Source organism: Bradyrhizobium sp. Ce-3 (assembly GCF_022835695.1).
Classification (GTDB): domain Bacteria; phylum Pseudomonadota; class Alphaproteobacteria; order Rhizobiales; family Xanthobacteraceae; genus Bradyrhizobium.
In genome coordinates this window covers 231,139-253,558 of record NZ_BQUV01000002.1, presented here as the reverse complement: position 1 = coordinate 253,558, position 22,420 = coordinate 231,139, and the positions used below count along the sequence as shown (strand labels likewise).

General features: G+C 65.7%; 23 protein-coding genes. 8 read left to right on the top strand and 15 right to left on the bottom strand.

The window, feature by feature from the left end; genetic code table 11:
• The first annotated feature begins 32 nt into the window (after positions 1-32).
• Both BRSPCE3_RS07540 and BRSPCE3_RS07535 read left to right on the top strand, forming a co-directional pair.
• Complete coding sequence (locus BRSPCE3_RS07540; protein WP_244065182.1) at positions 33-590, top strand: RDD family protein; 558 nt, start codon at positions 33-35, stop codon at positions 588-590.
• An 86-nt stretch (positions 591-676) separates the two neighbouring features.
• Positions 677-1,453: an arginyltransferase gene (locus BRSPCE3_RS07535; protein WP_244065181.1), complete on the top strand. Its 777-nt coding sequence runs from the start codon at positions 677-679 to the stop codon at positions 1,451-1,453.
• 110 nt (positions 1,454-1,563) lie between these two features.
• On the opposite strand, the gene BRSPCE3_RS07530 is transcribed toward BRSPCE3_RS07535, so the two are convergent.
• The gene (locus tag BRSPCE3_RS07530) at positions 1,564-2,937 is read right to left on the bottom strand and encodes an Nramp family divalent metal transporter (protein ID WP_244065180.1); all 1,374 of its coding nucleotides are present in this window, start codon (positions 2,935-2,937) and stop codon (positions 1,564-1,566) included.
• A 121-nt stretch (positions 2,938-3,058) separates the two neighbouring features.
• On the opposite strand from BRSPCE3_RS07530, the gene BRSPCE3_RS07525 reads away from it, so the two are divergent.
• The 4 genes from BRSPCE3_RS07525 (at position 3,059) to BRSPCE3_RS07510 (ending at position 7,994) form a co-directional block, all read left to right on the top strand.
• Complete coding sequence (locus tag BRSPCE3_RS07525; protein ID WP_244065179.1) at positions 3,059-4,189, top strand: PspA/IM30 family protein; 1,131 nt, start codon at positions 3,059-3,061, stop codon at positions 4,187-4,189.
• A complete protein-coding gene (locus BRSPCE3_RS07520; protein WP_244065178.1) occupies positions 4,186-4,848 on the top strand; it encodes an OB-fold-containig protein in 663 nt (220 codons plus the stop codon). Before BRSPCE3_RS07525 ends, BRSPCE3_RS07520 begins: the two co-directional genes overlap by 4 nt.
• Before the next feature lie 3 nt (positions 4,849-4,851).
• Positions 4,852-6,618 carry a flotillin family protein gene (locus BRSPCE3_RS07515; protein ID WP_244065177.1) on the top strand — a complete coding sequence of 589 codons (1,767 nt, stop codon included), beginning with the start codon at positions 4,852-4,854 and terminating at the stop codon, positions 6,616-6,618.
• 134 nt (positions 6,619-6,752) lie between these two features.
• A complete protein-coding gene (locus tag BRSPCE3_RS07510; protein ID WP_244065176.1) occupies positions 6,753-7,994 on the top strand; it encodes an MFS transporter in 1,242 nt (413 codons plus the stop codon).
• A 53-nt stretch (positions 7,995-8,047) separates the two neighbouring features.
• On the opposite strand, the gene BRSPCE3_RS07505 is transcribed toward BRSPCE3_RS07510, so the two are convergent.
• The 3 genes from BRSPCE3_RS07505 to BRSPCE3_RS07495 form a co-directional block, all read right to left on the bottom strand.
• Positions 8,048-8,557, bottom strand: coding sequence for an AAA family ATPase (locus BRSPCE3_RS07505; RefSeq protein WP_244065817.1), 510 nt, complete (start codon positions 8,555-8,557; stop codon positions 8,048-8,050).
• A gap of 5 nt (positions 8,558-8,562) precedes the next feature.
• Positions 8,563-9,387 (bottom strand): phytanoyl-CoA dioxygenase, encoded by an 825-nt coding sequence (locus BRSPCE3_RS07500; RefSeq protein ID WP_244065175.1) that lies wholly within the window; start codon positions 9,385-9,387, stop codon positions 8,563-8,565.
• 265 nt (positions 9,388-9,652) lie between these two features.
• Positions 9,653-10,906 (bottom strand): adenylate/guanylate cyclase domain-containing protein, encoded by a 1,254-nt coding sequence (locus tag BRSPCE3_RS07495; RefSeq protein ID WP_244065174.1) that lies wholly within the window; start codon positions 10,904-10,906, stop codon positions 9,653-9,655.
• 173 nt (positions 10,907-11,079) lie between these two features.
• Between BRSPCE3_RS07495 and BRSPCE3_RS07490 the strand changes: the two genes are divergently transcribed.
• A complete protein-coding gene (locus BRSPCE3_RS07490) occupies positions 11,080-11,271 on the top strand; it encodes a hypothetical protein (protein WP_244065173.1) in 192 nt (63 codons plus the stop codon).
• Here BRSPCE3_RS07490 and BRSPCE3_RS07485 read toward each other — a convergent pair whose 3' ends face one another.
• Positions 11,272-12,150 (bottom strand): DMT family transporter, encoded by an 879-nt coding sequence (locus BRSPCE3_RS07485; protein ID WP_244065172.1) that lies wholly within the window; start codon positions 12,148-12,150, stop codon positions 11,272-11,274.
• A gap of 105 nt (positions 12,151-12,255) precedes the next feature.
• Between BRSPCE3_RS07485 and BRSPCE3_RS07480 the strand changes: the two genes are divergently transcribed.
• Positions 12,256-13,077, top strand: a complete 822-nt coding sequence (locus BRSPCE3_RS07480) for a helix-turn-helix domain-containing protein (protein WP_244065171.1) — start codon at positions 12,256-12,258, stop codon at positions 13,075-13,077.
• Here the strand turns inward: BRSPCE3_RS07480 and BRSPCE3_RS07475 are convergent.
• From BRSPCE3_RS07475 to acpS, 10 genes are all read right to left on the bottom strand, one after another.
• A complete protein-coding gene (locus tag BRSPCE3_RS07475) occupies positions 13,068-13,871 on the bottom strand; it encodes an N-acyl homoserine lactonase family protein (RefSeq protein WP_244065816.1) in 804 nt (267 codons plus the stop codon). The genes BRSPCE3_RS07480 and BRSPCE3_RS07475 overlap by 10 nt on opposite strands.
• 154 nt (positions 13,872-14,025) lie before the next feature.
• The gene (locus tag BRSPCE3_RS07470) at positions 14,026-14,988 is read right to left on the bottom strand and encodes a cation diffusion facilitator family transporter (RefSeq protein ID WP_244065170.1); all 963 of its coding nucleotides are present in this window, start codon (positions 14,986-14,988) and stop codon (positions 14,026-14,028) included.
• A gap of 173 nt (positions 14,989-15,161) precedes the next feature.
• Complete coding sequence (gene parC / locus BRSPCE3_RS07465; protein ID WP_244065169.1) at positions 15,162-17,417, bottom strand: DNA topoisomerase IV subunit A; 2,256 nt, start codon at positions 17,415-17,417, stop codon at positions 15,162-15,164.
• 81 nt (positions 17,418-17,498) lie between these two features.
• Positions 17,499-17,756, bottom strand: coding sequence for a hypothetical protein (locus tag BRSPCE3_RS07460; protein ID WP_244065168.1), 258 nt, complete (start codon positions 17,754-17,756; stop codon positions 17,499-17,501).
• 93 nt (positions 17,757-17,849) lie between these two features.
• Positions 17,850-18,599, bottom strand: a complete 750-nt coding sequence (gene recO, locus BRSPCE3_RS07455) for a DNA repair protein RecO (protein WP_244065167.1) — start codon at positions 18,597-18,599, stop codon at positions 17,850-17,852.
• 225 nt (positions 18,600-18,824) lie between these two features.
• Entirely contained in the window at positions 18,825-19,205 is a 381-nt protein-coding gene (locus BRSPCE3_RS07450; protein WP_244065166.1) for a hypothetical protein, read from the bottom strand.
• A gap of 13 nt (positions 19,206-19,218) precedes the next feature.
• On the bottom strand, positions 19,219-20,142 hold the full coding sequence (gene era, locus BRSPCE3_RS07445) for a GTPase Era (protein ID WP_244065165.1): 924 nt from the start codon (positions 20,140-20,142) through the stop codon (positions 19,219-19,221).
• The gene (rnc, locus tag BRSPCE3_RS07440) at positions 20,135-20,956 is read right to left on the bottom strand and encodes a ribonuclease III (RefSeq protein WP_244065164.1); all 822 of its coding nucleotides are present in this window, start codon (positions 20,954-20,956) and stop codon (positions 20,135-20,137) included. The genes era and rnc overlap by 8 nt, the downstream gene beginning before the upstream one ends.
• Positions 20,953-21,714: a signal peptidase I gene (lepB, locus tag BRSPCE3_RS07435; RefSeq protein WP_244065163.1), complete on the bottom strand. Its 762-nt coding sequence runs from the start codon at positions 21,712-21,714 to the stop codon at positions 20,953-20,955. Before lepB ends, rnc begins: the two co-directional genes overlap by 4 nt.
• 284 nt (positions 21,715-21,998) lie before the next feature.
• Positions 21,999-22,415, bottom strand: a complete 417-nt coding sequence (gene acpS / locus BRSPCE3_RS07430) for a holo-ACP synthase (protein ID WP_244065162.1) — start codon at positions 22,413-22,415, stop codon at positions 21,999-22,001.
• Positions 22,416-22,420 lie beyond the last annotated feature (5 nt).

The window sequence follows — 22,420 nt, the reverse complement described above, 5'->3', positions numbered from 1 at the left end:
GTCCTGCGCGGGAGTTTCATTGGAGGTTGGTCATGTCTTACGGCAATGACGGCGGCAGTTCGCGCGGCGGAGCCTGGCGCAACGACGGCGGCGTTCCCCCGCATGCGTTCGACCCGATGATGCAGCCGGAACTGTTCCGCGGTGTGCTGACGCGACGCGTGTTTGCGTTCCTGATCGACCTCTTCGTGCTGTCGGTGCCGGTGATCCTGGCGGTGATCTTCATTGCGATTTTCGGCGTCGTCACGCTTGGCCTCGGCTGGGCGCTGTTCTGGCTGGTCTCGCCGGCCTCGATCGTCTGGGCCATCGTCTATTACGGCGCCTCGATCGGCGGGCAGCACTCGGCCACGTTGGGGATGCGCATGATGGATCTGGAGCTGCGCACCTGGTACGGCGCGCGCGGCTATTTCGTGCTCGGCGCCACCCATGCCGTGCTGTTCTGGGTGACGATCTCGTTCCTGTCGCCGCTGGTGCTGCTGGTCGGCCTGCTTAACGGCCGCCGCCGGCTGCTGCACGACATCATCCTCGGAACCGTCCTTATCAACAGCTCGGTCCGAACCCAGATATCTCCGGCCGCGCGGGCCTCCTATTAGGCCCGCCTAAACCAATTGACCGTTAGCCTCCGGGGGGCGATGCTAGCTCGGCTGCCTGTATTGTATGTGGAGCCCGACGATCAGACGTGACCCAGCACTCGCGTGATACCCCCCAGTTCTATCTGACGGCGCCCTCGCCCTGCCCGTATCTGCCGGGCCGACACGAGCGGAAGGTTTTCACGCACCTGGTTGGCGACAAAGCGGGCGATCTCAACGACTTGCTGACCCATGGCGGCTTCCGCCGCAGCCAGTCGATCGCCTACCGCCCGGCCTGCGACCAGTGCCGGGCCTGCGTCTCGGTCCGGGTGGTCGCCAACGAATTCCGCCCCTCCCGCAATTTCCGCAAGGTGCTGGCCCGCAATGCCGACATCATCGGCGAGCAGCGCACCGCGGTCCCCACGTCCGAACAATATTCGGTCTTCCGCGCCTATCTCGACCGCCGCCACCGCAACGGCGGCATGGCCGACATGACCGTGCTGGACTACGCGATGATGGTCGAGGACAGCCATGTCGAGACCCGAATCATCGAGTACCGCAAGCGCAACGCCGACAGCGCCATCACGGGCCGCGGTGACGAGCTGATGGCGGTGGCGCTGACCGATGTGCTCAGCGACGGGCTCTCGATGGTCTATTCCTTCTTCGAGCCGGGGCTGGAGGCCCGCTCGCTCGGCACCTTCATGATCCTCGATCATATCGCCCGCGCCCGCCGGCAGGGCCTGCCTTACGTCTATCTCGGCTATTGGATCGAGGGCTCCAAGAAGATGGACTACAAGGGCCGCTTCCTGCCGCAGCAGCGCCTTGCGCCCTCGGGCTGGCTGCGCGTCGACGCATCAGGCGACGGACTGGCCGAGCCGCAGGACTAGCGGGCTTGCGCCAGAGCATGATCCGGAAAAGCGTGAAGCGGTTTTCCGAAAGATCATGCTCCAACAAGAATCTAGAGCGCGATGACGATTCAACCTAATCTCACCGCGCCTTAGGTGCCGAAGATCGTGTCGTACAGCAGCTTCACGTTCAGGATCACGATCAGGCCGGCGACGATCCACGCCGCGACCGCGACCGGGAGCGAGATCGCAAGCTTGCCCATCTTGCGCTTGTCGGACACGAAGCGGACCAGCGGGATCACCGCGAACGGCAGCTGCATCGACAGCACGACCTGGCTGAACACCAGCAATTGCGCGGTGCCGCTCTCGCCATAGAGCGCGGCGACCACGATCACCGGGATGATCGCGATGCCGCGGGTCACCAGCCGCTGCAGCCAGTCGGGCAGCTTGAGGTCGAGAAAGCCCTGCATCACGATCTGGCCGGCCAGCGTCGCCGTCACCGTCGAGTTGAGGCCGGAGGCCAGCAGCGCCACGGCAAACAGCGTCGAGGCGATGCCGAGGCCGAGCAGCGGCGACAATAGCTCGAAGGCCTGATCGATCTCGGCGACGTCGGAATGGCCGCTCTTGTGGAAGGTCGCGGCCGCCAGCACCAGGATCGCGGCGTTGACGAACAGCGCCAGCATCAGCGCGATGGTGGAATCGGCGGTCGCCCATTTGATGGCGTCGCGCCTTCCCTCCTCAGTGCGCGGATAGGCGCGGGTCTGTACGATCGATGAGTGCAGATAGAGGTTATGCGGCATCACGGTGGCGCCGATGATGCCGATCGCGATGTAGAGCATCTCCGGATTGGTGACGATCTCGCGCGACGGCATGAAGCCGCCCAGCACGCCGGCGATCGGCGGCGCGGCGGCGGCGATCTGGACCACGAAGCAGACCGCGATGACGATCAAGAGCGCAATCACGAAGGCTTCGAGGAAGCGGAAGCCGCGGTTCATCAGGAGCAGCAGCAGGAACGCATCGAGCGCCGCAAGCAGCGCGCCGCCGATCAAGGGAATGCCGAACAACAGCTTCAGCGCGATCGCGGTGCCGATCACCTCGGCGAGGTCGCAGGCGATGATCGCGGCCTCGCAGGCGAGCCACAGCAGCAGGTTGACCGGCCGCGAATAGGTCGCGCGGCAGGCCTGCGCCAGATCACGGTCGGTGGCGATGCCGAGCCGCGCGGCGAGCGCCTGCAGCAGGATCGCCATCAGGTTCGAGAGCAGGATGACCGACAGCAGCGTGTAGCCAAACTTCGATCCGCCCGCGAGATCGGTCGCCCAATTACCGGGGTCCATATAGCCGACCGAGACCAGGTAGCCTGGCCCGGCGAAGGCCAGCAGCCGCCGCCACCAGACGCCGGTGCTCGGCACCGCAACGGTCGCATTCACCTCGGGCAGGCTGCGCGGATGCCCGGCATCGCCCCGCCAGCCGCCTGGCAAGGCGTCGGGAACAGAAACGGAAGACATTTCAGGAGTCCGAGCGTCCATTGCTGCAGGATGGCCGATCTGTTCCGTTATTGCAACTCATTTGCAACTGCATCTAGCCTCACGAAAATGATACCGACCGCGCGCCTTGTAAAGCACTGAGGAAGTGCTTTACGTTAGATGCATGATAAAGCTGCCCGTCGAGACGCCAACCGCAACGCTGCGCTACGCCCTCGCCCCCGACCCATCGGGCATCGAGGCGATCGAGGCGACCTTTGCGGCCTATGACCGGATGATGGCGATCCTCGCCGAGGTCGCTCCGGTCGGTGCCAACCTCGTCTCGCTGCATGCCCAGGCCTACGAGCGGATCCGCAAGGAGACCGGCCTGCCCGCACGGCTGGTGACGCTTGGCCTGCGCGACCGCGCCAACTACATCGCAGGCGCCGCCGCCCGCCGGATACCGCTCGACGACAAGTTGTTCGCGATCAAGGGCCCAACTTCACTGACCATTAGCACTGTCGGCGGACGCGTCTTGGTGCCGTTCGACGTGCCGGGATATGTCTCGGGCTGGGAAAGCCCCTTCCCGGCCCATTTGATCTCGGATGGACGCGGCTACGAAATCCACATCGCCGTCAAATCGAAATCAGCACAACCGGAGGAGAAGACCATGCTTCACGAAGGCATCCTTGCGCGCATGGGCCGGCTTCTTGCCGCCATCGCGAGCCAGACCATCGACAATGTCGAGAGCAACAACAAGGTGGCGTTGGTCAAGCAGGCGATCCGCGAGATCGACGCCGGCGCCGACGAGGCGCGCTATGCGCTCGGCAAGTCGCGCGCCGAGGAATTCCGCCTGAAGCGGCGGCGCGAAGAACTGGATACCGAGACGGCCAGTCTCAGCGAGAAGATCCGTCTCGCACTTGCGGAAAATCGCGAGGATCTCGCCCGGGCCGGCGTCGCACGGCAAATCGACCTGGAGTCGCAGGTGATCGCGCTGGAGCGCGCGATGGATTTCATCGAACTCGAGATCGACGAGCAGACCAAGGCACTGCAAGCCATGCTCGGCGCGCGCCGCGAGGCCGAGCAGCGATTGGCCGATCTCGAACAAAGTCTGATCCGCGAGGCCAACGACGAAACCAGCCGGGCCCCATCGACGACCAATACATTGAGTGCTGAGCGCGCGATGGCGGCGATCGCCCGGGTCACCGGTGTTCCCGCTGCGAGCGTGCTCGGCGACAAGGAGCTTGACGAACTCGATCGCCTGCACCGTGAAAAGGAAATCGCGGCGCGGCTTGAAAGGATCAAGTCAGAAAAATGAGTGCAGTTGGCGACATCCTGCTCGCCCCCGACGTGCGGCCGTTCGCGGTCGCGGCTGCGATCATGGTAGCACTTGGCGGTATCGAGCTGCTGACCACCATGGTCGGACTTTCGATCAGCGAACTCATCGGCAAGGATTTCGCGGTCGAGGCCGAGAGCCACAACGCTCTCAGTGGCCTGTTTCTCTGGATCAACGCCGGACGGCTTCCCCTCCTGATCCTGATCATCCTGATACTTGGCATATTCTCGATCGGAGGTTTCCTGCTTCAGGGACTGGCGCATGCCGCAGGCACCGCCATCCCGGTCTCGCTTGCCGCGGTGGTTGCCGCGGCCGGCAGTATCCCCGTAATCAGAAATACCAGCCGCGGCCTCGCCCGCATCATCCCGCGCGACGAGAGCTATGCGGTCAACGACAGCGACTTTGTCGGCAAGGTCGCAACCGTGTCGGTCGGCCCGCTCGATCAGGGCCTGCCCGGCAGGGTCCGTCTCAAGGATGTCTTCGGCAACTGGCACACCGTGCCGGCGCGTGCCAGCGCCGAGTCCGAGGCATTGCCGGTCGGCACCAGCGTGCTGCTGGTCGATCGCGACGCCAAAGGCTTCATCGCGATCGCCGCTCCTTCCGACCTCGTCGAACAACGACAATCTTCCAACAGGGCATAACACATGTGGGAACTTGCTATACCCGTCGTCATTGGCGTCCTTGCCATTCTCGTCATCGGCCTGCTGTTCGCAAAGCTGTACAAGCGCTCGACGCGCGATGAGGCCTATGTCCGCACCGGCCTCGGCGGCCAGAAGGTGGTGCTCGACGGCGGCTCGCTGGTGCTGCCGATCTTCCACTCCACCGCCGCGGTGAACCTGAAGACGCTGCGGCTCGAGGTCGCGCGCGGCGGCCCGGACTCGCTGATCACCAAGGACCGCATGCGCGTCGACATCGGCGCCGAGTTCTATCTGCGCGTCAAACCCGACTCGTCGTCGATCGCACTCGCCGCGCAGACGCTCGGCAACCGCACCAACGATGCGGCCGAGCTGCGCGAGCTGGTGGAAGCCAAATTCGTCGACGGCCTGCGCTCGGTCGCCGCGACCATGAACCTGGAAGAACTGCAGGAGCAGCGCGCGACCTTCGTCAAGGCGGTGCAGGACGCGGTCGGTGCCGACATCCAGAACAACGGCCTCGAGCTCGAATCGGTGTCGTTGACCCGGCTCGACCAGAGCGACATCAAGCATTTCAACCCGAGCAACTTCTTCGACGCGCACGGCCTCACCACGCTGACCAAGATCACCAAGGAGCGCGAGCAGGAGCGCAACCAGATCGTCCGCACCACCGAGGTCAACATCGCCCAGCAGGATCTGGTGGCGCGGCAGACCACGCTGACGATCGAAAGCACCAAGCGCGAGGCCGAGCTCGCCCAGCAGCGCGACATCGCCAACAAGACCGCCGCGATGCGCGCACAGACCGCGCAGGTCGAGCAGACCGCGTTGCAGAACGAGGCCGAATACCGCATCCAGCAGGAGCTCGCGGTCGCCAACAAGCAGACCGAGGCCAACCAGGCCCGCGACACCCGCAAGATCGAGGCCGATCTGGCGGTGAAGCGCCGCACCACCGAGATGGAACGCGATCTGCAGATCGTGGCCCAGGACGCTGCGATCGTCGTCGCCAACAAGAACAAGGACCAGTCGGAAGCGCAAACCATCGCCGAGACCGCGCGTGCGGTCGCGATCGCCGCCGAGGAAAAGGTCACCACCGCCCGCGCCACCGAGGTCGCCGAACGCGACAGGATCATCAACGTGATCGCGGCGCGCAAGGTCGCCGAGACCGACGCGATGCCGGTCACCGTGATGGCCGAGGCCGAGCGCCAGGCCGCCGCCAACAAGGCGGAAGCCACCAACGTGCTCGCCAAGGCCGATGCGGCTGCCGCCACCACCCGCGCCGCCGGCGTCAAGGCGCTCGGTCAGGCCGAGGCCGAGGTCGCGACGATGAAGGCGGAGGCGCGCAACAAGTTGAGCGCCGAGATGATCGACTACGACCTCAACCTGGCGCGGATCAACGTGATCCCGAGCGCGCTCGCCGAGGCGGTCAAGCCGATCGAGAAGATCTCCGACATCCGGATCTTCGACACCGGCAGCATGCTCGGCCGCGGCGGCGGCAACGGCCATGCCAACGGCAATGGCGGGGGCAATGGCGGTCTTGGGCTCGGCGACGGCCTCGCCGCGCAGCTGCTGTCGGTCTCGGCGTTCAAGCCGATGATCGACAAGATCCTCACCGAGGCAGGCTTCCCGGCCGGATCGGACGCGCTGACCAGCCTGACCAGCGCGCTCGCGCAGCGCAAGGCCGAGGCTGCTCCGGCGCACGCCGCCGGCGACGGCAACCGGCCTGCCACACTGGTCGGCACCATCACCGGCCAGCTCGCGGCAGGCCCCTCGCCTCAATAAGGCGACCGCACTGATATCAGTGACAAGGCCCGCCTCGCATGGCGGGCTTTGTTTTTGGGTTGTCGGGAAACGGGTGGGATCGGACGTCTTCCAAACACACACTAAGGGCAGTCGAATTTTCCAAGGATTCTGCCATGTCCGCCGATACGCCTCGCCTGCCGAGCACCTTCAATCGCCTGGCCTGGTCCAATCTCGCCGCGCAATCCGCCGAGCAGATTGCGCTTGCGGCCGCGCCCATCGTCGCGGTGCTGGTGCTCGGCGTCGGCGAAGGCCAGACCGGCCTGTTGCAGACCGCGCTGACGCTGCCCTTCATCCTGTTTGCGATTCCTGCCGGCCTGCTCGCCGACCGGGTGTCGCGGCGTTGGGTGATGGCGGGCTCCGAGGCACTGCGCGCCGCGGCTTTGGCCGCGATCCTGCTGTTGCTGTGGCTCGGTGCGATGACACTGCCGCTGCTCGCCTTGCTCGGTTTCATCGCGGTCTGCGGCACGGTCGCCTACAGCGTCGCAGCGCCTGCGCTGGTCCCGTCGCTGGTGACGGCACAGCAATTGCCGGCCGCCAATGCCCGCATCGAGCTGGCGCGCACCGTCGCCTTCGCCAGCGGCCCCGCGCTTGGCGGCGTGCTGGTCGGCTGGGTCGGCGCTGCGCCCGCGTTCGGGTTTGCCGCGGCGCTGTCGGCGATCGCGGTCGTGCTGCTCGCCGGCCTCTACGAGCCGGCACGTCAGCCCGGCCCGCGGCGTCATCCGATGCAGGACATCAAGGAAGGCGCCGCCTTCGTGATGCATCACGCCTTGCTGCGGCCGGTGTTCATCACCCAGTTCATCTTCAACACCGCGTCGTTCCTGCTGCTCGCCGTGTTCGTGCCCTATGCGGTGCGCCATCTCGGGCTCAGCGCCACCGGTGTCGGCACCACGCTTGCGATGTACGGCGTCGGCATGGTGGTCGGTGCGCTGTTCGCGACCCGTGTGATGAAGCGGCTGGCATTCGGCACCGTGATCGGGCTCGGCCCGGTCACCGGCCTCGTCGCCTCGCTGGTGATGGCGTCGACCACCTGGATCGCGACGCCGCTGCTCGCGGGCCTCGGCTTCTTCCTGCTCGGCGTCGGCCCGATCCTGTGGGTGATCTCGACCACCACGCTGCGGCAGTCGGTGACGCCGCCCTCGCTGCTCGGCCGCGTCTCGGCGATCAACATCATGAGCTACGGCGCCCGCCCGCTCGGCTCCGCGCTCGGCGCCGTCGTCGGCGGCCTCTACGGCGCCGAAGCCTGCCTCTACCTCGCGGCCGCGATCTTCGCCGCCCAGGCGCTGGTGATCCTGATGTCTCCCGCGGTGTCGCTCAGGCGGCAGCCCGACATGGTCGGCGAACCCGCGCGCTGCTGAACGATCGTCATTGCGAGGAGCCACGCGAAACAGGCTCCTCGCAACAACCGTGCTCACGCCGACGTCAAACGTGTGCAAACCAGTTCGACGCAGCGCTCAAGCGGGAGTTCGGACGTGTCCAGCACCTCGTGTCCTGCCTCGTTCGCCTCCCTGCGCAGGTATTTGGCCCAGTTCATCATCTCCGGGTTGGCAAGCTCCGGCTGGCGGCGCTCCGTAATCAGGCGGCGCGCCCTGATTGCGTCGTCGCAATCCACCAGGATCACGTGGGCGTCCGCGATGCCGGCGGCTCGCAAGCCCTCGTGCAGATACGCCAGCCGCATTTGTCCTTCAAACAACACCCGCTGACAATCGCGACAGGTGGCCGCGATCCTCTCCATCCAGGCCAGCGTCATCGCGCGCTGCCACGCGCCATCCGGCCCCCACGCTCCTCTCTCTTCAGGCGAAGGCACGCCGATGCTGTCGAAGTGCAGCACTTTGGCCAGCTCGGGCCGCCCGATCCTGATCGACTCGGCGATGGCGGTTTTTCCGGAGCCGGAAGCTCCGGTCAGAATGACTAGGCGCATCGCGATCACCTCCGCCCTTCCTGCAACGCGAGCCGAATGGCGATTTCGACCGGTGAGTAGCTGCCGTCGTCCCGGACCAGCCTGAACGGTTCGGCCGGCGCGAGCGGCGGTTGAGCCAGAAAGCGCGGCACCTTGCCACGATGCATCTGCGCGGCGTGGACCAGGAAGGGATGGCACAAATAGACCGTGCCGGCTTCACCGGTTGCCAGCGCCTCCGGCCGGTCCAGCGCCGCGCCCAATGGGTCGAGCATGGCGTGAGACAGGCCCGCCTCGCCGGCCGGTTCGAGCAACCGCGCGATGTCACGATGCGATCCGACCTTGATGCGTGTCGGCGCGTCGCACTCGCCGACGTCGGAGAACAGAAACAACATCAGCAGCGCGCGGCCGCGCGAGGTGACATTCGCCCGCCAGGACGAAAATTCACGCCGTTCGTCGGGATCGCTGCTCTCGCCGGGAAAGCTCACGTCGATATGCCAGCCGGCATCCCCCGGATCGTCCGGGCTTGGAAACCGCACCGGAAAGGTTCCGAGATTGCGTCGCGGGCGCCAGCGCCCCTTGCCGACCAGTTGGTCAAACGCGGCACGGAGCACGGGCGTGTTGGCCGCTTGCCTGAACGGCTCATCGCCGTAATGACCGAGCCGGACCACCGGCCGGGTCCAGGTCTGCGGATCGGCCGGATCGCACGGCAGATCGCGCCACAGGATGGCACGGCCCTGATCGGCAAGCGCGCGGGGAAAGGCCCGGTCGATCCGGACAAATCCATTTTGGATGAATTGCTGTATCTGCGCGTCGCCAAGGGCGCGCGCGGGTTCGTCGTCACGGGGCGGCATGAAAATCCTCATATCGTTCAGCCAACGACATTCGTCTGCGCGAAGCAGCGACAGTCGGGCTCATTCGGTCCAATGAAATGCCTCAGGCCGTGCGGCCGTCAGCACATTCGTCTTCCAACCGCTTGGGCAGCGGTGCCGTCACAGGCTCAGGAAGAAGACCGATGCGATATTGAGGATACGGATCATCATGGTGGGTTGAGCTTACACCGCGCAACCTTGGATTGGCAACGGAGCAACGGCAGAAGGGTTGTGCCCTGCCCAGCCCTTAGCTCGCCAGGTAGCGCTCATACTTGCCGCCGACGACTTCGTCGGCGGTAACGGCCGGATCCAGCGTATAGAGATCCTGGGCGTGGCCGATGCCGCGCAACACGAAGCGGCCGGTGGAGACCAGATAGTTGCGGCCGGCGGCGTCGAGCCCGGTGCGGAAATCGGTCGAGGTCAGCAATTCCCGGTCGACCGAGGCGCACATCGAGGCGATCCGGCTGACCTCGTTGACGGCGGGCCCGACCACGGTGAAATCCAGCCGATCCTCGCTGCCGATATTGCCGTAGAAGACCTCGCCGACATGCAGGCCGACATAGGCCGTGGTGGTCGGCCGGTTCTCGTTCTCGCGGCGATCGTTCAGCACGCGCATGTTGTGGCGGAATCTGTGCTCGGCCCGCAGCGCCGCGCGCTTGGCGCTCGCCATGCTCTCGCTGGTGAACATCGCCAGCACGCCGTCGCCGATCAGCTTCAGCACCTCGCCGCCGGCGTCATGGATCGCGTCGATCGAGGCCTGCGCGTAGTCGTTGAGGAACGGAATGATCTCGTCCGGCCCGATCCGCTCGCTGATCGCGGTCGAGCCGCGCACGTCGGAATACCACAGCACGGCCTTGATCTTCTCGGTGATGCCGCGCTGCATGCGGCCGCGCAGCACCTGCTCCGCCGTCTCGCGGCCGAGATAGACCCGACCGAGGGTGCGGGCGATCTCGACCTGGGCGGCCGACTTGATCGCAAGCCCGAGCACCGGCACCAGATCGCGCAGCGCCGCCATGTGGTGGTCGCTGAACCCGTCCGAATGGCGCGTGGTGTAGTAGGAGTAGAAGCAGTCCATCTCGCCGATCGTGCCGGCCTCGCCGAAGCGATGCACGAAGGCGGCGAAATGCTTGTGGCCCTTCTCGGCGAGCTCGCCGATCATCGAGAAATCATGCGTCTCGGCGAGATCGATCACCATCTCCTCATGGCCGTTTTCGAGCATGTGGTGGAACGCCGACTGCCGCCAGTTCTGATTGGCCTCGCCGCTGCTGGTCGAGCCGTATTCGAAGATGTCGGCCTCGTTGCTCTCGCCGTCGTTCCAGCGGAAGCCGCGGCCCTCGAAGATCGGATGCAGGGTATCGATGAACACGATCGCCCGTGACAGCGGCATGCCGGCGGCCCGGCAGCGCTCGCAGAAGCCGCGCAGCAGGTCGTTTTCCGGCAGGCCCGTGAGACCCTGGCGGACCAGCCAATTCATGAGGCGTAAACGGGGCGTCAGTTCCATCAGCGGATTATGCCGGGCAATTGGTGCGGGAGGAAGGGCTGGTCGTCGCGTGTCAGATGCGGACGCCGATGCGGCATTGCAAGGCCGCCCACCTCACCATTTTGCGCGGAACAGCGCCGCTTGCGCCCGGCGATTCCGCTTCCCTTTGTCCGGCCCTTCGCGCACAAGGGCGCATGGACAACGACCCCGGCCAGCCCAACCCGATCAGACGCCTCGTGCAATGGGCGATCACCCCGCCGCAGTCCTATGGCGTGTATCTGGTCGGCATTGTCCTGGTGTACACGCTGTCGTTCTACGCCGGCACGATGAAGCCGAAGCATGGGCCCGCCGCGCCGGTGACCGCGCCGGCCCCCCCGCGCAACTGATCAGGCCGGTCTGGTCTCCGACGTCGCGATCCAGATCCCGGCGAAGACCGCGATCAGGCCGACCACCAGATTGGCCGTGATCGGCTCCCCGACCAGCTGTTTCGCCAGCAATCCGGCGGCGATCGGATTGACCGTCATGGTGTTGGCGACACGGGTCGGCGAGGCCCGCTCCAGCGCCAGCACCCACAGGATGAAGGCCAGCGCCCCGCCGGCTATTCCAAGGTAGAGCCCGGCGATCCATTGCGATGGACCGAACTCGCGCAGCGTCGCCAGGCTGCCGGTGAAGCCCCCCACCGCCAGCAGCGCGGCGGCACCCGCGCCCATACCCACCGCGAGGAAGCCGAGCGCGCTGGAGCGGCGGATGAACGGCCGCGACAGCACGTTGTAGAATGCCATGCAAAGCACCGCGGCCGCCATGATCAGCTCGCCGCGCCATGCCCCCGGCGGCGCCGCCGACAGCCCGGATGCCAGTGCCGCCGCGACGCCAATCACCGCAATCGAGACCCCGACCGATTTGCGCATCGTCAGCGGTTCGATGCCGAGCAAGGCGCCGACCACCATGGTCGAAAGCGGCAGTGTCGCCAGCGCAAGGCTGGCGCGCGCCGCGGTCGTGTAGGACATCGCGATGTTGTAGAGCACGAAGAACACGCCGAAGAAGGCGACGCCGAGGGTTGCGACCGCCGTCAGGTCCTCGCGCCGCGGCCACTTCGCGCCGAGCAGGAGCGCGGCGGGAAGCACGCAGAGAAAGCCGATCGCCCAGCGCAGGATCGCAAGCGTGATCGGGTCGGCATTGCCCGCCAGGTAACGTGTGATCGCGGCGGCGGTGCCGCCGAGGCAGCTGGAGACCAGTGCAATCGCAACGCCGATCCACTCGCCCATCCCGGCCCTCATGCGTTTCGTGCTCGCTTGTGGCATCTTGCCGGACGAGGTCATTCCCGCAACTACTTCACAGGTATTCCTGGCAAGTATTCTTGGTAGGTATTCATGTCGCAGCAGCGCGATTTTGCAGCCAGCCTGCGTTGGTGGCGGCAGCGCAAGGGTCACTCGCAGCTCGAGCTCGCCGGACGCGCCGACATCTCGCAGCGCCATCTGAGCTTCCTCGAGCTCGGCCGCGCGGCACCGAGCCGCGACATGGTGATCCGGCTCGCCGCGGCACTCGACGTGCCGTTGCGCCAGCAGAACGCGCTGCTGGTCGCGGCCGGCTTCGCCCCGGTGTGGCGGCAGACCGACCTCGCCGCGCCCGAGCTCGCCCAGATCCGCTACGCGCTCGATTTCATCCTGGCGCAGCAGGCGCCGCTTCCGGCGGTCGTGGTCGACCGGCACTGGAATCTGCTGCTCGCCAATTCAGGCGCGGTACACCTGGTGGAATTCCTGGTTGGGCCGCTGGCGCCTGGCGCACCGGTCAATCTCGCCGATGCGCTGGTCGCGCCCGGCGTGCTGCGGCCCTATCTCACCAACTGGACCGAAGTGGCCGGCTACTTCATCCGCAGCGTCGAGGCCGATGCCGCCGCCGACGGCACCACCGCGACGGCTGATCTGCTCAAGCGGCTGCTGGCTTACGACGGTGTCGTGGCCGCGTTGGCCGCGCCGCCGGCGGGGTCGACATCCGGGCCGGTGCTGCCGATGCTGTTCAGCAAGGGCGACCTCCATCTGCAGCTGTTCACCACCATCGCGACGCTCGGGACGCCGCAGGACGTCACGCTGCAGGAGCTGCGCATCGAAAGCTTCTTTCCGATGAACGAGGAGACCGCACAGACCTTTCGAAGCTGGTCGAAAGCGAGTGCCGCGAAACCGGCTCAGTCGTAAAAGTCCGGCGACATTTTCAGCCCGTCACGCTGTGCCTTGTCGTGGTTGATCCAGAGCTGCGCCTTCTCCTTGGTCAGCGTATCGGCGATCTTCTGCATCGAGGCCAACGTCTGCTCCTTGCTGGCGTTCATGCTCGGTGCGCGGCGATTGTCCCAATTGTCCTTGAAGTGAACGGCATCGCCGGTCAGCACCACCGCGCCGGTGTTCGGCAGCTTCACCAGCAGCGACTGGTGGCCGGGCGTGTGGCCCGGTGTCGACAGGATGGTGACGCTGCCGTCGCCGAACACGTCGCGGTCGCCCTCGAGCTTGGTGACGGGATGCTCGGGCTTGAAGCGCGGCGCGTTGTTGGCGCCGGGCCAGTCATACTCCGCCTTCTGCACATAGAGCATCGCGGATGGAAACATCTCGACATTGCCGATGTGATCGGGATGGGTATGGGAGACGGCGATCGCCTTGACGTCCGACGGCTTGACCCCGAGCTGATCGAGCTGCGCGGCCAGCGTCTTCGGCCGCCGCCAGCTCACGGCCTTGGGATCGGCAGGCGCCAGGCCATTCGGCATCGCCGCCACCGCGTCGGGAATGCCGGTGTCCCACAGGAACCAGCCCTGCGCATGCTTGATCAGGTAGCAATTGTCGACGAAGTCCATCGACTTGCCTTCGTTCACGCCCGGCGACCAGCGCGAAATGTCGCCGGCAATGCCCTCGCCACAGTTGAGGATATAGAGCCGCTCGACGCCCGATTTCGCCGGCTGGGCGCCGGCGTGCGGCACGGCGCCCACCGCCCAGAACAACATCGCAAGACCGATTGCCTTCTTCACGTTGCCCTCCGTTGGTCGCGGCGGTTTGTTTCGGCGCGCGCGGCCGCAATGTGCCGTCTCGTCGCCGGCGGTGGAAGACGTCGACGCCGGTCGATCGATCAATTGAACGCGAGTATGTGGCCGCTGCCGGCTAGACCATTTCGGCCGGCGCCAGCCGGCAGGTCTCGCTGCTGATCTCGACCTGCAGCGTCGCATGGTGGATGCTGAAGCGCTCCGACAGCTCGGCGCAGACGCGATGCAGGAACACATCGTCGTGTCCGCCGGGCCGCACCAGATGCGCGGTCAGCGCGGTCTCGCTGGTGCTCATCGCCCAGATGTGCAGATCGTGCACCTCGGTGACGCCCTCGAGCGCGGCGAGATAGTCCCTTACCTGCTTGAGGTCGATGCCTTTCGGCACCGCGTCGAGCGCGAGATTGACGCTGTCGCGGGCAAGCTCCCAACCGCTCAGCAGCACCACCACGGCGATGGCGAGGCTGATCGCCGGATCGAGCCACTGCCAGCCGGTCGCCATGATCAAGAGTGCCGCGATCACGACACCCAGCGAGACGCCGGCATCCGCCGCCATGTGCAGATAGGCGCCGCGCACATTGAGATCGCTGTCGCGGCCGCGCATGAACAGCAGCGCGGTGCCGCCGTTGATCAGGATGCCGAGCGCCGCGACCCAGACCACGGTCCAGCTTGCAACCTCGGCCGGCTCGCGAAAACGGTTGATCGCCTCGACCGCGATGCCGCCGACCGCGATCAGCAGCAGCCCGGCGTTGAACAGCGCCGCCAGGATCGAGGCGCGGCGGTAGCCATAGGTGTGGGTATCGGTCGGGCGCCTGCCCGCGAGCCAGGCTCCGCCCCAGGCCAGCAGCAGCGCAATGACGTCGGAGAGATTGTGAACGGCATCGGAGACCAGCGCCAGCGAGTTGGCGGAGTAGCCGAAGATCAGCTCCGCGATGACGAAGGCGGTGTTCAGCGATGCGCCGACCGCAAACGCCGTGCCGAAGCTGGCGGGCGCGTGGCTGTGCCCGGCGTGAGAGTGCCCGGCGTGAGAATGTCCGTGAGAATGACCGCTGTGGTCATGGTCGTGATCGTGATTATGCGCCATGGCAACCGTCGCCCGAGATCGTCGGCGACGGTTATAGCGCGCGGAAATGTGGATACTATCACACCGCGCGGGAAGGCCCCGTAGCCCGGATGGAGCGCAGCGCAATCCGGGATTTTTGCCAAACGCGACGGCGGTCCCGGATTTCGCTTCGCTGCATCCGGGCTACAATTCCGCTACTCCACGCCGCGATTGAACTTGTTCGACTTCGGCAAGCCATGGGCGAGCCGGCCGGCGTCGGCGCGGTTGCCGCGCCAGTCGGCCAGTTCCTTCATGGTCATGCTGTGCTCGCGGCCGGCGGAATCCCTCCAGGTCAGGCCGGCCTTGGCATCGAACACCGCAACGTCGGACAGTTCCGAGCTGGTGTATTTCTGCAGCCGCACGCCGCGGCCGCGCGCCATCTCCGGCACCTGGTCGAGGCCGAACAGCACCATCTTGTGGTTGGTGCCGATCACGGCGACGGTGTCGCCATTCACCGTCGTGATCGCGCGGGCCTCGTTCGGCATCTCGACATTGAGCACCTGCTTGCCCTTGCGGGTATTGCCGACGCAGTCCTCTTCCTTGACGACGAAACCCTGGCCCTCGCTGCTCGCGATCAGGAACTTGCGCTCGCCCTTGTTGACGAACAGCGAGATGATCGCGGCGTCCTGCTCGAGGTCGATGAACATGCGGATCGGCTCACCATGGCCGCGGCCACCCGGCAGCTTTGCGACGTCGAGCGAGTAGAACTTGCCGTTGGTCGCGAACAGCAGCAGTTTCGAGGTGGTCTCGGCAAAGAACGAGTGCTCGAGCTTGTCGTCGGTCTTGAAGGCGAGCCCGGAGAGATCCTCGACATGGCCCTTCAGCGTCCGCACCCAGCCCTTCTCGGAGATCACGACGGTGCACGGCTCGCGCTCGACCAGCGCCTCCTCGATCGCCGCAAGATCATGCTCCGGCGCATCGGCGAAGGTGGTGCGGCGCTTGCCGAGCGGCGTCTTGGGCCCGAAGATGTCGCGCACCTTGCGGACCTGGTCGCCGACCTTGGCCCATTGCTCGGTCTCGGAGCCGAGCAGACCCTCGATGCCCTTCAGCTCCTTGCGAAGATCCTTGTCCTCGGTGCGGATCTCCATCTCCTCCAGGCGGCGCAAATTGCGCAGGCGCATGTTGAGGATGGCTTCGGCCTGGATCTCCGTGAGCTTGAAGGTCTTGATCAAGACCGGCTTCGGCTCGTCCTCGGTGCGGATGATCTTGATCACCTTGTCGAGGTTCAGAAAGGCGACGAGGTGGCCGCCCAGCACCTCCAGCCGGTGCTCGATCTGCGTCTTGCGGAAATTCGAACGGCGGACCAGCACGTCGCGCAGATGGTCGAGCCATTCGCGCAGGCACTCGGCAAGGCCGACCACCTTCGGGATACGGCCCTTGATCAGCACGTTCAGATTCAGCGAGATCTTGCTTTCCAGCTCCGTCAGCCGGAACAGCGATTCCATCATCAGCGCGGGATCGACGGTGCGCGATTTCGGCTCGATCACGAGCCGGACGTCCTCGGCCGACTCGTCGCGGACGTCGGCGACCAGCGGCAGCTTCTTCTCGTTGATGAGTTCGGCGATCTTCTCGACGATCCGCGACTTCTGCACCAGCCACGGAATCTCGGTGACGACGATCACCCAGGTGCCGCGCGCGCCCTCTTCCTGGGTCCAGCGCGAGCGGGTGCGGAACGAGCCGCGGCCGGTGGTGTAGGCCTCGATGATCGATTCCTTGGAATCGACGACGATGCCGCCGGTCGGGAAGTCCGGACCCTTGACCCACTTGAGAAGCGCCTTCGACTTGGCGTCGGGCTTCTCGATCAAATGCAGCGCGGCGTCGCAGAGCTCGGCGGCGTTGTGCGGCGGGATCGAGGTCGCCATGCCGACCGCGATGCCCTGCGCGCCGTTGGCGAGCAGATTCGGGAAACCGCCCGGCAGCACCACTGGCTCTTTGGTCTGGCCGTCGTAATTGAGGCGGAATTCAACCCCGTCCTCGTCGATACCATCGAGCAAAAGCCGCGCGACCTCGGTCATGCGCGCTTCGGTGTAGCGGTAGGCGGCCGGATTATCGCCGTCGATATTGCCGAAATTGCCCTGGCCGTCGACCAGCGGATAGCGCGAGGAGAAATCCTGCGCCAGGCGCACCATGGCGTCATAGATCGCCTGGTCGCCATGCGGATGGAACGAGCCCATCACGTCGCCGACGATCTTGGCCGACTTCTTGAATGCGGCGCGCGGGTCGAGCCCGAGCAAATCCATGCCGTAGAGGATGCGGCGATGCACCGGCTTCAGCCCGTCGCGGGCATCCGGCAGCGCACGATGCATGATGGTCGAGAGCGCATAGGCGAGATAGCGCTCCTCGAGCGCGTCGCGCAGCGGCACCTCGTGAATCTCGGCCGGCTTTTCCGGCGGTACCTGTCGTTTTCCCATGGGGAGGCGTTAAACCTTGGCGGTGAATCGGGCAAGCCACGAATCACCTCAAACGCCCGCCGATTCACCTGATTCGCTCAGTTATGGCGCGGCCTGGTTGGCCGCCCGCACCGTCCTGGCCGGAGCCTCCTTAAGGCAATGGCGGGCAGTATCGATCTCGGCGTCGGTGGCACCATGGGCTCTTGCCCAGCTTTCGGCCGCCGCGGCCGAGTACCTCGCGACATAGTAGCGAACCACCGTGCAGGAGACGCGACGCAGCACGCCTCCCTGTTCGCCGGCCGTTGCGTCCGGCGGCAGCGTCAGCAACGCCGCTGAAATAATAATTCCCCGCAGAAACATCGGTCGCCCATCGATGGAACCACTGGGGCCGAAACGCGCCACAACGCGAATTCGTTCCTGTGCCCGATGCATGACAGGGGCGCCGGCATCAACTCACGTCCCTGCCAGCCGGCTTCGCCGCCTGGCCACGGCGTTGATAAATCCGTCGCGGGCGTCGGAATGGCCCTGACCGCGCGGCTCCAGCACGTGGCGAAGCAGGAACAGGCCAGTGATCTGGAAACCGTCGAGCAGGTCCTGTTCCGACCAGTTGTTGGCGCCGCCCTCGCCTTCGCGCAGGAACGCCGGCAACGGCAACAGCCGATCGCGCCACGGCTCGCCGGCGGTGCGGGACACCGCGCCGCCGGACTTCGGCGACACGTAGATCAGATCGGTGGTCTCCCCGCTGGCCGCGCAGTTGTCGAGGTCGAGCCCGAAGCCGAGCTCGGTCAGCATCGCCAACTCGAACCGGATCAGATGCACGGCGGCAACGCCGCTGTCCTCGAAATCGTCGAGCGTGCCGATGAGCATCTCGTAGATGTCCTCATGCGGATCGCGCTCCGGCAGCAGCCGGGCCAGCGCCGCCAGATGCGTCACGCCGTAGACGGCGTGCGCCGAGGCGAGCAGCGTGGCCGCACGCAGCCGGGTGCCTTCCAGCGCGTACATGCCGAGATGCTCGTCGAGCCGCGCGCGCCACACCGCGGTGACGCTGTTGCCGGGCTGCAGCAGCGGCCGCATCCGCGAACTGGCGCCGCCGCGCACCAGGCCGAGATGCCGGCCGTGCTCGCGCGTCAACAGCTCGACGATGGCGGAGGATTCGCCATGCCGGCGCACGCCCAGCACGATGCCTTCATCGGTCCATTCCATGAAACGGAGACTACAGGATTCCAGCGCACCGCGCAGTCATCATACGCCGTCATGCCGACGGGCGGTGGGCACTTGTACAATTTCGGAATATTGGAAATGTACCCCTGAGTTGCCCGACGTGTCAAGGTGCTTGGCCGCGCCGCCCGCCGCCACCAGCTACTGTGCATGGGGTTGTTTTCGATATTTTGGCAGCGCGCCCCTACCGTTCGTAGGTGACACCGCCCCTTACGCGTTGAACCAGCCCTGCGCATCGCCGGTGAAGGAATAGTACAGCCCGGCCGCGGTCAGGATGCAGGACACCACCTCGATGGCGCTGTCGATCTCCAGGCCCTTTACGCCGATCACCTGCACCAGCGAGATCACCGACAGCACCAGCATCGCGGCGAGCGCCCAGCGCGGCCAGTTCTTGCGGTGCTGCGCGGCGAGCCTGACGAAGTACACCAGCAGCAGGATCATGCAGCCGGCCGTCAGGGTCTCGCCCGTGATCATCTGCTCGGTTCGCTCGAAGGTCGGCGTGCGGTCCTGGAACGCCACCGACAGCGCGTCGAGCGTCAGCGACAGATAGAGCAGCACCTCAAACCACAGCACATTCCTGGGCACGTTCATTGCGACGCCAGCTCTATTCCTTGGGGAAGTCCAGTCCCATTTCCTTGTAGCGGTCGGGATCGTCGCCCCAGTTCTCGCGCACCTTGACGAACAGGAACAGATGCACCGGCACGCCCATGATCTCGGCGATCTCGGCACGCGCCTGCGCACCGATCGACTTGATGGTCGCGCCGCCCTTGCCGAGCACGATCTTGCGCTGGCTCTCGCGCTCGACAAAGATCGTCTGCTCGATGCGGATCGACTTGTCCTTGCGATCGGTCCAGCTGTCGGTCTCGACCGTCGACTGGTACGGCAATTCCTGATGCAGATGGCTGTAGATCTTCTCGCGGGTGATCTCGGCGGCCAGATGCCGCATCGGCGCATCCGACATCTGGTCCTCGGGATAGTGGAACGGTCCCGCCGGCACCATTGTCGCCAACGTCTCGCGCAGATCGGCAACGCCGTCGCCCGACAGCGCCGAAATCATGAACGTATGCTCGAAGCGCATCCGCTCGTTGGCGGCCTGCGCCAGCGCCAGGAGCTTCTCGCGCTGCACGAGGTCGACCTTGTTCAGCACCAGGATCTTCGGATGCGCGACGGTCTCGAGCTTGGCCAGGATCGCGTTGGCCTCCTCGTCGATGCCCGACTTGGCGTCGAGCAGCACGCAGACGAGATCGGCGTCGTGGGCGCCGCTCCAGGCGGTCGACACCATGGCGCGGTCGAGCCGGCGCCGCGGCGCGAAGATGCCGGGCGTGTCGACCAGGATGATCTGCGCGTTGCCCTCGATCACGATGCCGCGGATCAGCGCGCGCGTGGTCTGCACCTTGCGCGATACGATGGTGACCTTGGAGCCCACCAGCGCGTTGACCAGCGTCGACTTGCCGACATTGGGCGCACCGATCAGCGCGACGAAGCCACAGCGTGTCGCATCCCCCTGCCCTTTGGCCTCGTCAGTCATTGGTGCCGACGCCTTCACGCTCGATCATCGCGGATGCTGCTGCCTTCTCTGCCGCGCGCTTGTTGCCGCCGAGGCCTTCGGCGGAGGCCAGGCCCGGCAGGTCAACCGCAACGCGGAATTGCGGATCGTGGTGCGGGCCGGTGCGTTCGACCTCGCGATAGACCGGCGTCGGCAATCCCTTGCCCTGCGCCCATTCCTGCAGCACGGTCTTGGGATCGCGCAGCGGCCGGCGCAGCTTATGCATCCGTTCGGTCCAGTTGCGCTCGACGAACTGGCGCGCCGCCTCATAGCCGCCGTCGAGGAAGATCGCCCCGATCACCGCCTCGCAGATGTCGCCGAGCACCGACTTGCGCAGCCGCGCGCCCTCGACCGCCTTCACCATGCCGAGCTTGATGTCCTCGAGCAGGCCGAGCGACTTGGCGACGTCGGCGCAGCTCTCCTTGCGCACGAGGTCGGCGAGCCGCTTCGACAATTCGCCCTCGTCGGCCTTCGGAAACGCCCGGAACAGCATGTCGGACACGATCAACCCGAGCACGTGGTCGCCGAGGAATTCGAGCCGCTGGTAGCTGTCGGCGCGGTTGCGGGTCGCGGGCTTCAGCGCGGAGACGTGGGTGAACGCGGTGGTCAACAGTGCAGCGTCAGAGAACGTATACCCGATCCGCGCCTCGGTGCCGGCGATCGCGGCCTTCGCCTCGGCGGCCTTGACCGCCTTGCTGCGCCGTTTCTTCGGCGCGGCTGTGCTGTCGGCGGCTGGCGTCTGGCTCGGCTCGCCGGCGGGCGCTTGATCGTTGATGGCTGCGGTGTCGTCGTTCATCGCACGATGGAGAATAGGCGATTCCACCGCACCGCGAACGGCCAGCGCCAGATCATCCAGGCCTGCTCGCCCTCGGCGATCGAGAAGAAGATCATCTGGGCGCGCCCGATGATGTTCTCGAACGGAACGTAGCCGACCTGCGACAGGAAGCGGCTGTCGGTGGAATTGTCGCGGTTGTCGCCCATCATGAAGAAATGCCCGGGCGGAACGGTGTAGACGATGGTGTTGTCCATGTAGCTGTTGTCGGTGCAGTCCAGCGACTCATAGCTGACGCCGTTCGGCAGCGTCTCCTTCCAGCGCTTGACGTGGGTGGCGGCATCTCCCGAGCCGCAAGGGTCCTCGCCGACGAAGTCGCTCAGCCGCTCCCGCTTGATCGGCTCGTCGTTGATGTAGAGCAATCCGTTCCTGACCTCGATGCGGTCGCCCGGCAGCCCGATGACGCGCTTGATATAGTCGGTGGAGTCGTCGCGCGGCAGGCGAAACACCACGATATCGCCGCGGTTCGGCTCCGAGCCGAAGATGCGTCCGGAGAAAATGTTCGGCGAGAACGGAATCGAATAGTGGCTGTAGCCGTAGGAGTATTTCGAGACGAACAGGTAGTCGCCGACCAGGAGCGTCGCCTTCATCGACCCGGAGGGGATGTTGAAGGGCTGGAACAGGAAAGTGCGGATGACGAGCGCGATCAGAAGGGCATGGATGACGACGCGGATGGTCTCGCCCAAGCCGCTTTCAGATTTGGTCCCGGTGGTCACGCTCATTGCTTTCCCAATTCCCATGGACCTTGATGCCCACGCGGTGGCAGAACGTTCTCTTCGCGCGAAGCGTTCGGCCTTCGCGTGAGGAAAATGGCCTTGATTCTGATCTTGAGGGCAAATTCCGGCCTAAACCCGGAATCGGCGTCTCGTTCGATATACCCTGCGGCGTTTTAGACGGTTGTTCGCAGGGGCGCAATCAATCGCCGCCTCAAAACTTCGCAATTCATTGAAATGTCAATGATTTTTTAGTTTGCTGGAGTTTTCTGGCAGATTCCGGCGCCGACCGTTCATCTGGCGGGAGCAACCGCCGAAATTATGACGAAGGCCTGCGCCAGCGGCCAATCGTCCGTGATCGAGAGGTCGATCTGCGCCTGCATCCCCTCGGGCGTCAGCTCCTGGAGCCGGGCCAGCGCCCCGCCGGACAGCCGCATCGACGGCCGTCCGCCCGGCAGGTTCACGACCCCCATGTCCTTCCACCACACCCCGCGCCGGATACCGGTGCCGAGCGCCTTGGAGCAGGCCTCCTTCGCCGCGAACCGCTTGGCGTAGGTCGCGACCACCATCTTCTCGTTGTTGGCACGGCGCATCGCCTTGGCGCGCTCGGCGTCGGTGAAGATGCGATCGAGGAACCGCTCGCCATGGCGCTCGATCACCTTCGCAATCCTGGTGATGTCGATCAGGTCGGAGCCGATGCCGATGATCATGCCCG